The following is an 11,741-nucleotide window of genomic DNA, read 5'->3' on the forward strand; positions in this document are numbered from 1 at the left end:
GGCGGCGAAATTCGCCATCGGCAGTCCGCTGCACCAAAGTCGGAACCCTCTCGGCGGATGGTGAACCGCGTGGGGGTGTGTGGGAAAACCGGGGGAAATTTTTCGCCCGTGAAACTACACGGTGGGGCGGCTCGCACAGCGTTGGCTCAGAGTTCGAGGCCGGCGTCGGTGGACTGTTCGTGTTCGCGCGCGTGGTGTTGGTAGGCATCGGCGTCGAGTTGTGCTGTGGCGGTGATGGTGTCGCGGATGCGGTCGAGGATGCGGTCGCGTTGGCCGAGGAGGTGGCGGGCGTGTTCGTGTTCGGGGGTGTTGGGGTGGGTGCCGGCGGCGAGGTGGTGTTCGACTCGCTGGATAGCGGTGGTTGGACCGGTGCGGTGTTGGTTTGGGGGTGGGGTGCCGAGGTGTTGGACGTGGGGGAGGTAGGTGTCGAGCACGGCGGCGGCGGTGGCTTGGGTGTGTGGGTGGTCGCCGGTGATGAGGACGGCTTTGGCGTTGGCGTTGGCCGCGGTGGCGGCGATCCAGTGCAGTTGTTCGCGGGTGAGGTGGTCGGCGTCGTCGACGACGAGGATGGTGCCGCGCGGCAGGGTCCATCGGCCGTCGTCGAGGTGGGTTCGGGTGTTGGTGAGGGTTGCGGTGGTGTCGGCGTAGGACTGCTGCTGGTTGCCCGTTTTGTCGGCGCGGGCGGGGAGGGCGAGGACGCGCCGGCCGTGGTGGTGGGCGGTGACGGCGATCGCGTGCAGGGCGGCGTCTTTGTCCGCGCCAGGGTGTAGGTGCAGTATTTGTAGGCTGTGCGGGCCGTTGGTGAGGGCGGTCACCGCGCGGCGCTGCGCGGGGTCCAGGGTGGCGAGAGCGGTGTCGGGCCGGGGGTAGGCGGCGGCGGGGCTGGCGGCTTCGGCGGCGTGGAGCAGTTCGACCTCGGCGCGCAGTTCGTCGAGCTCTGCGGTGGTCAGTTGGTAGGCGTGGGCGGGACGGTCGGCGAAGGCGCGGGCGGCGGCGGCTTCGGCGCGCATGAGTTGCTCGTCGAGGTCGCGGGCGAGGGCGCGGGCGGCGTTGAGGGCGTTGGTGTCGGCGGCCAGGGCGGCGGCGCGCACGGCGTGGATGCGTTGTTCGGTGATGAGGTTTTCCAGGCCGCCGACCGCGCCGAGCAGGTCGGCTCTGGCGGTGTCGAGGCGCTGGCGGGCGGTGTCAACGGCGGCGGTGACGCGGGGGGTGTTTTCGGTGAGCTGTTGGTGTTGGTGGTGGTAGTCGGCGGCGGTGGTGTGGTCGCCGCGGCCTGTGGCGGCGGTGGCGGCCGCGGCGAGTTGGGTGAGCAGTTGGTGGTGTAGGTCGGCGGTGTCTTCTGCTTGTACCCAGGCGGCGTGAGCGCGGGCTAGGGCTTGGTGGTGGGGTCGCTGGGCGGCGAGTCGGCGGCGCAGTTGGGCGATTTGGTCGGCGGCGGCCTGTTCGGCGGGGCCCCCCTGGGCGGAGAGGATGTCGGTGGCTAGTTGGCGGGCATGTTTGTGTGCCTTGTCGCGGCGGGCGCGCAGCGCGGCGATGTCGATTCCGGCGCCGCCGGGGATGGTCGCGGGCCGCTGGCGGGGCAGGTCGGTGAAGTCCAGTCCGCCCAGTTCGTCATGGTCGTCGAGGTGGTGGTCGAGCGGGTCTGGTGGGGGTTCGGTGAGCTCGCCGGCGTCGGCGACGTCGGCGCTGTAGGCGGCGAGTTGTTCATGGGGGCTGGGGGCGTGTTGGGCGCGCAGTTCGATGCGGTAGGTGAGCAGTTGGGCGTATTGGTCGGGGCGGGGCGGGGTGCCGAGGTCGGCCAGGTCGCGCAGGTGTTCGCTGGCGGCGGCGAGCAGGTCGGCGGGTGGCCAGCCGGAGGCGGTGACGGCGGCGACTAGGCCGGGCCAGGCCGGGTCGGTGAGGATGATTTCGGTGATAGCGGTGCCGAACAGGTGATGCAGGTGGTCGGTCCACGGGGGCCGCAGGGTGGTGTCGCGGCGCTGCAGGCTGGCTGGCGCCAGGGTGCCGGCGAGGCGCCACCACAGGGCGGCGGCCGGCATTTCGGTGGGTAACGGGCCGCTGTGGTCGAGGGCGTCAGTGAGCAGGGTGGGGATGTCGGCGCCGGCGCGTGCGGCGTCGTCGAGGTGGGCGGCCAGTTGGGGCCAGAACGGGTCTGCTGTGATGTGCGGGTCGTGGCGGGCGGCCAGGGCGCGCCAGGTGTCGGCGTGGGCGCTGGCACGGGTGAGGTCGGCGTCTAGGCGGGCGTGGATGGCGTTTTGGACGACCGCCGAACGGGTCGGGTATTGCTCGGGCCCGGTGATGCGGGTGTCGGCGGGGTCGACGTCGTGGGCGGCGCGGAATACCGCGATTTCGGCGAGCAGCCCGGGCCGCTTGCCGAGCAGGGGGCGCGCCCAGAGCGGTGCGGTGTCGGCCTGCCAGGTGTGGGCGGTGGCGCGGATTTGGTCGGCCAGGTCGGTGACGAGCTGGGCGCGCCCGGCCAGGTAGGGGCCGAATTGCGGGTCGTGGCGCAGCGCGTCGGGGATGGGTGCCAGCCAGTGCAGCGGGGCCGGGTTGTCGGGGTTGACGGGTCCTGGTGGTAGGCGCCAGTCGATGACGGCGGCGGGGTCGGCGGCGTCGTGGTACGGGGTGGCTGCGGCCTGTTGGAGTGCGTTGAGGGGGTCGTCGCCGGCGATGGCGAGCAGTGCGAGGTTTCGGCGCAGCACGGGCCAGGCTTGGGCCTCGGTGATACCCAATCGGGTTGCGTAGGCGTCGATGTCGGCCATGACGGCTGCGCCGGCGCGGTGTTGTGCGGCGGTGGCCAGCGCGTCGGCGTACATGGCGGCGGCGCGGTGCAGCCGGGCGGCCGGGTCGGTGTCGGCGGCGGCCACACTGTGGGCGGATTGTTGGGCGCCGTCGCGGCGCAGGATCGCGGTGAGCACGTCGACCGCGGTGGGTGGGTGGGTGGCTTTGGGGGTCAGGATGCGGTGCGGGTCGGCTTCGGCGGTGGAGCCCCAGAAGTGGTTTTCGGTGCATCCGCGGGTGCCGGCGACGTAGAGCTGCTGGCGGGTGAGGTGGTCGGAGATGACGGTGTGGCAGGTGCCTTCGGTGTGGCGGCCGCCGGCGGTCATGCCTTGGGCGGCGTTGATGGTGGAGGCGTAACCGAGGGTGGTGTGGGTGGTGACGTACCAAGCCGGTAGGCGCACCGGGGTGGCTTTGCCGCGCAACGGGATCACGGTCAGTGAGCCGTCGTCGTGGACGGTGCGGATGATCCAGCGGTGCCCGTTTTTGACCCACACACCATGGGCGGCGGTGCGCAGCCAGCGGGCGTTTCTGCGGGTGGCGATCCAGTCACCCTCTGAGGCGGTAAGCCCGTCGGACAAGGTGATGGTGGCCGTCGAGCCGGGTTTGTTGGTTGCGGCGTCGCGGCGCACACGGTCCAGGCGTGCGCGCTCGTTGAGTTCGGCGACTTGGGGGTTGGTGGGGGCCAGCAGGATGGAGTCACGCCCGGCGGCCAGGTCGGCGGCCCACGCCTGGTAGGCCATGTCGGCGGCGGTCTTGTCCGCGCCGACATGGACGCGGTGGTGGTCGATGTAGAAGCCGATGGCGGCGGGGTCACCGACACGCAATGCGAGGCTGGCGGCGGCTTCGGCCTGGCCGGTTTCGGGGTGGGTGAAGCGCACCACGGTGCTCAAGGTGACGGTGTGGGAGAGGTCGGCCAGATCGCGCAGCACACCGCCGGCCGAGATCGACGACAGCTGCTGGTCGTCGCCGACGAGACGCACGCTGGCCCCGTGTGCCAGCGCATAAGAGATAAGGGTGTCGAGGTCGAGGGTGGAGGCCATACCGGCTTCGTCGAGGATGATCAGCGTGTCGGGGCCGATGGTGTTAAACCATTGGCGGGCGGGGTCATCAGCCGGTGCCGGGGTGCCGGCGCGGGTGTCGGTGAGCTGGACCAGTTTGGCCAGCGTGTCGGTGGGGGAGTCGAGGTCGGCGGCCAACACTTCGGCGGCTCCGGCGGTGGGGGCCAGCCCGATGACGGTGCCGCCGTCGTTGCGCCAGGCCGCCGCCAGGGCGGCCATCGCGGTGGTTTTCCCGGTCCCGGCCGGGGCCAGCGCAAGCTGCACCCGCGCCCCGGAGGTGGCCATCGCCTGCACCAACGCTTTTTGCCCGTCGTTGAGGTCTAGGCCGGTGTTGGCGTGGGCTTCCAGCAGCGCCAACCCGATGGCCGACTCACTGATGGTGTGCCCGCCGCGGGCGCCGGCGGCGGCCAGGATGCGCCGCTCGGCGGCCAGGATGTCGGCGCTGGTGTAGGTGGCCAGCCCGTGGCGGGTGTAGATGCTTTGCCCGTCGCGGCGGCGCAGCAGAGCGGGCTCGTTTTTGTCGGTGTCGGCGGTGCTGGTCAAGGCGATGCTGTGGTCGAGGGCGGCGGCCACGATGCGGTCGACGAGCTCGGGGCCGCCGGGGTGATCGGCATAGCGCAGGATGCGCTGGGCTTCGGCGCGCACATGGTTGGGCTGCCAGGTAGCCCGTGTTTCGGCCAGCGTTGCCAGCAGTCGGCGGGACGCGGTGTCGACCCATTCGGCGGTGGGCGCGACCCGCTGTGGAATGGGTTGGGAAGTGGCGGCGGTGACCATCGCGGTCACTGCGCGGTTGCTGCCCAGGACCTCGATGGCTTGAGCGCGCCAGACGTGGCGCTGCTCGGCCAGGGAGCGCGGTTCGTGCTTGCCGTCGCGGGTATCCAGGGTGGCTTGCTGGGACAGCGCCAGCATCTCCACGGTGGTGGGCTCGCGGCCGTGCGTGCGCTGAAATTGTTTGGCCAGATCCCCGACGTGCGCCTCGATCGCCGCGCTGCGTGAGGAGTAGTGGTCGTTGAGTTGGGCGGGGACGGCGACGATTTCGCGCACGGGCCGTTTACCGGGTTTGGGTGCTGATTCGGCGAACGCGACCGCAATGGTCTTGATCAGCAGCGCCTCGATGCGGGTGTTGTAAAACTCCGAGGCGGCCACTTTGATTTTGTAGAGCGGTTGGCCGTCGAGGGCCAGCCAGCGCGCTATCCCGTCGGGGCCGATCGCGCAGACTTTGTTGCTGATCGCGACGTGGGTGTGCAGGTTGGGATCCCCGGCGCGTGAGTCGCGGTGGGTGAACGCGGCGGCGATCAAACCGGTGGTGTCGACTTGGGCGATGCCATCGGTTCCCATCCGGGAAAAGGTGGCGTTGTCTTCAATCCAGGCAAGGGTTTCCGCGACCGCCTGGTGGTGGCATTTCTCGATCTGTTCGGCGATCGCGCGGGGGGCCAGCGCCCACAGTGTGGACACGGATTTGACCGGGGTGAACGTCAGGTCGTAGCCGGCCACGGCGGTGGTTTGGGCGCGCACGTTGCGGGCCACATAGCCGGACAGTTCCCGCTCGTCGGCCGGTGGGCGGTCGTAGGTTTCGGTGAACATGTCACGGGCCAGCGCGGTGCGGATCTGTGCGCGAACCTCGGGCTCGAGTGGGGCGGCGGGCTCGTCGCCGAGCGCGGTGTTGTAGGCGCGGTAGGCGGCGCGCAGTCGGCGGGTGAACTCGTTTTCGTTGACGTTGAGACGAAACGGGCGACCGAGCCGGGCAGCGGCGACAGCGCCCGCGGCGGCAACACCGTGGCCGCTCAGGTGGGTGGTGATGGCATCGGCGTTGGGGTGCAACCCTTCTCCGAACAGCGCCTTCATCTGGGCTTCGGACACTTGGGAGCCCTGGGGAACTCCCCACAGCTTGGCGACCAGCGGATCGGCCGCGTCGCGGCCTGCCGGCGCGCCGAGCGCGGCCAGTCCGCGGCCCATCCAGCGACCGGGGGTTTCGCCTTTGGAGCTGTAGTAGTCGCCCAGGCTGGCCCGGCCCCGGTTGGTGTCATCGGCGGCGGCGACCTGGCGGATCAGGTAGGTGTACCCGTCGCCGGCGGTCAATTTGTGCAGACCCATCACCGCGACATCACGTGGGCAGCTTCGCGTGCGTTCATCGGCCCCCGCCACGTCCGTTATCAAACCGTGACCTGTATGCACTAGGTGTGATGTGCGGTGAGTGGGGTAGGTAAGGGTGGCCTAAGTTGGTGTGTGATGTGCGGTGAGTGGTCGGGTGCGGGCATGGGCGGGGAGGTTGTGGTGAGATTTTTGAATTGGGGTGCGGCGTAGGGGGTTTGGGGTGTTTTAACGTGAGCGGCATGGCGAACACGGCGATCAGTAAGCACGCGCGGCAGACCGCGCGGAAAGCGGCCGCGGCTGCGGCGGCGGCCTTGGCGGCGCGGCAACGCGCGAATGTGGAGGATTTGGCGAGGTTCTTCAACGCGCGTGAGCGTGCTGAGGGCGTGGATGAGTGGTTGGCCGAGCGGCAGGAGGCGTTGCGGGTGCAGGCGCGGCAGCGCCGGAGCGGTTTCGTGCGGTACGGTGGTCTGGCGCTGCGGGCGATGCGTGATCGCGGAGAAAGCTTGCGGGAGATCGCGGCGATGACGGGGCTGAGCGAGAAGGCGGTTCGTGACGCGATCCGCGAAGCGGAGGCGATCGGGCCTGCCGCGGAAAGCGAATCGGTGCCGCGCACAGCAGATGTGGCGGGCCCGGAGGTCGGCGGGGTGGACCGTGCGGGGTCGGCGCAGCAGCAGACGGCGGCGTCGGCGGAGGTTGCCGGCGAACTATCGACAAGTGGGCGGGTGAGCGTGGGGCCGGCGGCGAGCTGACGGCCCCACGCTCGTTGTCATAGCTGTCCGCGATGATGGTGGCGGGCGCGGCCCGTTCAAACGGCCGCGGTGAGCGGCGAAAGATGTGGACTGCCATGGGTGTTGGGCGACCGCTACGGCTGGTTGTCGATCCGGTTGCTCATGCCGCGGAGCTGGCGCGGTTTGAGTCGTGTGTCGTGCGGGGACCGGGCGCCGATGATTGCGCGATTTGGTGTTCGGCGCTGGGGTCAGATGGTTATGGCCGATTCTGGCTGTATCGCGGCGGGCCGCGGATCATGGTGCGCGCTCATCGCTACGCCTTGGCCGCCTCGATGGGTGGGGATGTGTTGGAGCCGTGGGTCAAAGCGTTGCACGGCTGCAACAACACCGCGTGCGTGCGCGTTGGCCCGTCGGGTGGCGGTGGGCTGGTGCATGTCTTTAGCGGATCGCAGCGCGACAACATGGAGATGATGGGGCGCGCCGGGCGTGGCGGCGGCCGGCGCGCGGTGCGCCGAGGCGAGCACGGTGTGCGGGCCCGGCGCGAGCGCGCGGTGGCATTACGGGATGCGGTGCGAAACGGCTGGGACGCCGCCGGCGTGGAGGCGGCCTTGCTGGGCGCAGCGCAACCGACATTGTGGTGATGTCGCCCGGCCGGGCGTGGCCGGCAGAACAAACGCCGGGGTCCGGCCGCTCAGCAGTGGCGCTGCGATGGCCGGACCCCGGCGAGTCGGCGGCTAGTAGGCCAATCCGGTGTAGTAGCTGCCGTCGACGAAGGTCGGTGTAGACGCCGACAACGTCCGCCGGTAGCGCCGTGTTGTCCCCGTTGTTGTCGGGTCCGCCGACAATGACGACCGGGCCGACAAGAACGGCTGCGCCGATGGCGTCGCGGTTGTAGTGCCACCACAGCGCGGTGGCAAGGCCGTTCTCCGGCAGCGTCGCAACGTTTCTGGCAGTCACGCGGTTGAGGAACCGCCGCTTACGGTTGGCGGCCTTGTTGAGCACGAACATGATCCGCGGCCGGTCGGTGTCGGCGCCGGCCGGCGTGCGGTAGCCGTAGACGGCTTCGATGTGGCCGCCGACTAATCCCTGAAGGGTGGGCAGGTCGCCGGTGATGGTGCGCACACCGCTGCCGGGATGGCTGCGGTGCCCAGGGTGGACGATGAGGGCCTGCAGTTGTGCGGTCATGCTGTTCTCCGTTCGGGTAGGTGATTGGTTGCGCTGGTCAGCGCTGTGGGTGCGGTCACTGAGGGGCTGGGCGTGTTGTCCACCCGGGAAGGTCGCCGGACCGCCGGCGGTTTTGGTGCCCGCGAGCGGCAGCGAGCACGGTTGGGCACCAAAAGTCCTCCGCCGCCGGCGCCGGCGATCCTGGGAGGGTTGACTGCGCCCAGCACCGAAGTACGCTTGGCCGCACCGCTGACGAGAAATTGGTGAGTGGCGACGGATTTTCGGCCCGCAGGGGCCGAATGACGGCGGTCGCACCTGGTGCGCCGCCGCCCACTTTCCGGAAGCAAAAAAGGGGGGCCCGGCCAACCCCGTGTGGTCGAGGTCGGCCGGGCTCCCGGGTGATGAGGATGGCGCGGTTAGAGGGTTTGCAGCATCCGGAACGCCCGGGCTTTCAAGGATTGCGCGCTGGCGGCACTGCTGATGTTGCGCAGCGCGCGGACCTCGCTGGCCGCCGCGGCGGTGCGTGCGCCACGTACCGGGACGATGTGGTCCTCGAACTCGGTCAAGGCGTTGTAGGCCGCCCAGCGGGTGCCGGCGATCGGCGTGATGGTCGGCGAGCTCGTCCAGAGTTTGACGATTCCGCTGGCCTTGTCGCGGCGGTTAGCCCGTTGGGTATCGCTGTCGGCCGCGTCGACCTCGAGGAGGTCGTGAGCGAACTGACGCATCTGCTGATCGTCCATGTGTTGGGCGTAGAGTGCGGCCGCGGCGGTTTCAAACTCCTCGATGTAACGCCAGCTGAGTTTCAGCGCGTTGCGGGCCTGCTGGATGGCGACTTTGGCGCCACCGGTGTGGCGGATGCTGAAACTTGCTTTGGCCCTGCCGATGGCGGCGGCTTGCGTGTTGGCGCACACGATCCGCACGGGAGTGACCAGCAGACGAAAGGCGCTGCTGGCGTCGTGTGATCCGAGCGCGGCGATGTAGAAATCGGTGCGGTCCTTGGAGCCGTCGACACCGTCGAACACCATCGTGTTGGGCAGCTTCATGGTGATGAAGACTTCGCGGCCGCCGCGCAGTGCGCCGGCGGTTTCGTAGTGCGCTCCGCCGGCCTGATCGACCAGGGCGTCGAGCAGATCGCAGGATGCCTCGTTTTGGATCGGCTCGTACTTACTGCCGACGACGCCGAGGACGTCGATGCCGCCGTTGATGGGGTTGGTGCGCACGGTGGCGTAGAAGTCGGGCACCGGGATGGGCGCCGGGGTGATGACTCCGTCGTCGGTGATGATGGGCTGCTGGGGGATCTGCAAGGCCATTTTTCGGACGTTCCAGCCGGCGAGGTGGGCGGCGTTGAGGGCTTCGCGTGCGGTCATGACGTGGCCGACGGATTGGCCGAGCCGGTGCCAGTGGTCGGTGCGGGCGTTGGCGAACGAGTAGATGTTGTTGGTGGAGTCGAGTTCGTGAGCCATGGTGGTGCTTCCTTTCGGTAACGGTGTTGTTGTGCGCTGGGTGTCAGCGCTGTGGCGCGGTGACTGAGGGGCTGGGCGTGTTGTCCACCCGGGAAGGTCGCCGTCGCCCGGCGGTTTTGGTGCCCGCGAGCGGCAGCGAGCACGGTTGGGCACCAAAAGTCCTCCGCCGCCGGCGGCGGCGATCCTGGGAGGGTTGACTGCGCCCAGCACCGAAGTACGCTTGGCCGCACCGCTGACGAGAAATTGGTGAGTGGCTACGGATTTTCGGCCCGCAGGGGCCGACTGACGGCGGGCGCACCTGGTGCGCCGCCGCCCACCTTTCGGAAGCAAAAAAAGGGAAACCCCCGCACCGCTTCCAGGGGGTGGTGAAGCGAGGCGGGGATTCCCGATGTTGACAGTAGGCGCCACGGCCCACCCCGCTGCCCGGGGGGGGCCGTGGCGCGGCGGTCAGGTGTCGCGGTGACCGGCGGCGGCCAGGGCGGCGCGAATCTGGGCGGGCGGCAGGCCGGCTTGTAGCGCTGAGAGCAGCATCTGCGCCAGCTGGGGGTAGTCGAGGTGGGCCGCGTTGGCTTCGGTGGCCGCGACGTCGAGAGCGATACCAGCGCGCACCCCGTCGGCGGCGGCGTAGTAGCAGCCGGCGGCCAGGGTGAGAGTGTCGATGCGGGCGGTGCCGGTGAGGTGGTTGGCCAGCTGCGTCCACAAGACAGCAGCGGCGTCGGCGTGGTCGATGGACATCCGCAGCGCGGCGTCGCGCAACCGGACATCGGTGATGAGGATGGCCACGCGGGTGGCCAGGTCGGAATGCCGCTCGAGGCGGGCGGTGCCGGAGATGATGGCGGCCACGGTCTCGAAGGTGTCGACGACGATGTCGGCGGGGGCGGCCCGCAGGATCGGCGCCGGGTTGGTGGCCGGGGTGAATTCGGCGAGGATTTCGTCGCGGCTGGTCGCGATCCGCTTGCCGCTATACACGGTTTCGGCGGCAAAGGCGGTGCGGTCGAAGGGGGTTACCGGGCCGCGGGTGGCCGCGTCGATGTTGGTCCAGTGGGCGGGCTGGTCGAGGGTGGGTGTGGTCAGCCGGATGCGGGTGGCAATGTTCAGCTGCGCCAGGCTGTCGCGCACGACGTCGAGGACGGTGGCGGCGTGTCCGGCGATCCAGTCGCCGCAGATCGCGACGAGGATGGCGGCCGCGACGTTACGGAACGCCGGGGCGGCCACGGTGGTCAGTTTGCGTGCGGCGTTGATGTCGATGTCGAAACGCAACATGCTGTGCACGGATTCGGCGCCGTTGTCGGCGCTGATCAAGATGACGACGATGCTGGCTTGCGGGTGGAAGCCCAGTACGGCCGGGATCGCGGACAAGATCGAGGCGGGGTCGTCGATGTTGATGTCGGGCATGGTTGTTCTCCGTTCGGGTTGGTGTTTGTTGTGCGCTGGTCAGCGCTGTGGTGCGGTCGCTGAGGGGCTGGGCGTGTTGTCCACCCGGGAAGGTCGCCGACCGCCGGCGGTTTTGGTGCCCGCGAGCGGCAGCGAGCAGGGTTGGGCACCAAAAGTCCTCCGCCGCCGGCGCCGGCGATCCTGGCAGGGTTGACTGCGCCCAGCACCGAAGTACGCTTGGCCGCACCGCTGACGAGAAATTGGTGAGTGGCTACGGATTTTCGGCCCGCAGGGGCCGACTGACGGCGGCCGCACCTGGTGCGCCGCCGCCCACTTACCGGACCCCGGAAGCAAAAAAAGGGGGGGCCGGCCGACCCCGTGCGGTCGAGGTCGGCCGGGTCAGGGGGCGTGGGTCAGGTCGGGCCGAGGCCGACGTCGAAGCGCACGCTTAGCGGTTGATGGCGATACGGGCAGGGGCCGGGCCCGTTGTGGTAGGCGGACCCGGCCGGGGTCGGGGGTTTTTAGAACGGGACGTCGGTGTCGGTGGTGGTGTCGGCCAGCATCAGGTCGGCGGCGATCTCGGTTTCGCGTTGGGTGCGGGTGTCGGTCATGGTCATGCTCCGTTCGGTGTTGTTGTGCGCTGGGTGTCAGCGCTGGGGCGGCGGTCACTGAGTGGCCGGCCGTGTTGTCCACCCGGGAGGCGGGGCTGGTGTCGGCGGGTTTGGCGCCCGCGAGCGGCAGCGAGCATGGTTGGGCGCCAAACGTCCTCCGCCGCCGACACCAGGCACGCCGGGAGGGTTGACTGCGGCCGGACGCGAAGTACGCTGCGGACCCCGCTGACGGCTTTTAAGGTGATTGGGGCCTGGTTTCGGCCGTGAAGGCCGAATGACGGCGGCCGCACCTGGTGCGCCGCCGCCCGCGCGAGGATCGCTGTGAGAGCCGCACGGGGGGCCCCTGGCCGGCCCCCAATGTGAATCGTGAGGGGACCGGCCGGAGTGCGGTCTAAGAGATGACCCGTAATCGTGGCCGGCGGTTCGACGGTGATTCGAACGCTGCGCCTGTCGGGTCATACTGGTCGC

General features: G+C 69.6%; 5 protein-coding genes. 1 reads left to right on the top strand and 4 read right to left on the bottom strand.

What is annotated here, in order from left to right:
* Positions 1-146: 146 nt before the first annotated feature.
* A complete protein-coding gene (mobF, locus tag AWC14_RS02765) occupies positions 147-5,933 on the bottom strand; it encodes a MobF family relaxase (protein ID WP_085240977.1) in 5,787 nt (1,928 codons plus the stop codon).
* 239 nt (positions 5,934-6,172) lie between these two features.
* Between mobF and AWC14_RS27940 the strand changes: the two genes are divergently transcribed.
* Positions 6,173-6,682 (top strand): hypothetical protein, encoded by a 510-nt coding sequence (locus tag AWC14_RS27940; RefSeq protein ID WP_142281532.1) that lies wholly within the window; start codon positions 6,173-6,175, stop codon positions 6,680-6,682.
* Positions 6,683-7,099: 417 nt separating this feature from the next.
* On the opposite strand, the gene AWC14_RS30055 is transcribed toward AWC14_RS27940, so the two are convergent.
* From AWC14_RS30055 to AWC14_RS02785, 3 genes are all read right to left on the bottom strand, one after another.
* Positions 7,100-7,846, bottom strand: coding sequence for a DUF3846 domain-containing protein (locus AWC14_RS30055; protein ID WP_158089863.1), 747 nt, complete (start codon positions 7,844-7,846; stop codon positions 7,100-7,102).
* A 395-nt stretch (positions 7,847-8,241) separates the two neighbouring features.
* Complete coding sequence (locus AWC14_RS02780) at positions 8,242-9,288, bottom strand: DUF932 domain-containing protein (protein ID WP_085240983.1); 1,047 nt, start codon at positions 9,286-9,288, stop codon at positions 8,242-8,244.
* A gap of 447 nt (positions 9,289-9,735) precedes the next feature.
* Positions 9,736-10,683 (bottom strand): DUF4192 domain-containing protein, encoded by a 948-nt coding sequence (locus tag AWC14_RS02785; RefSeq protein WP_085240985.1) that lies wholly within the window; start codon positions 10,681-10,683, stop codon positions 9,736-9,738.
* Positions 10,684-11,741: the final 1,058 nt, after the last annotated feature.

It is taken from the genome of Mycobacterium kyorinense (genome assembly GCF_002101735.1).
Lineage (GTDB): Bacteria > Actinomycetota > Actinomycetes > Mycobacteriales > Mycobacteriaceae > Mycobacterium > Mycobacterium kyorinense.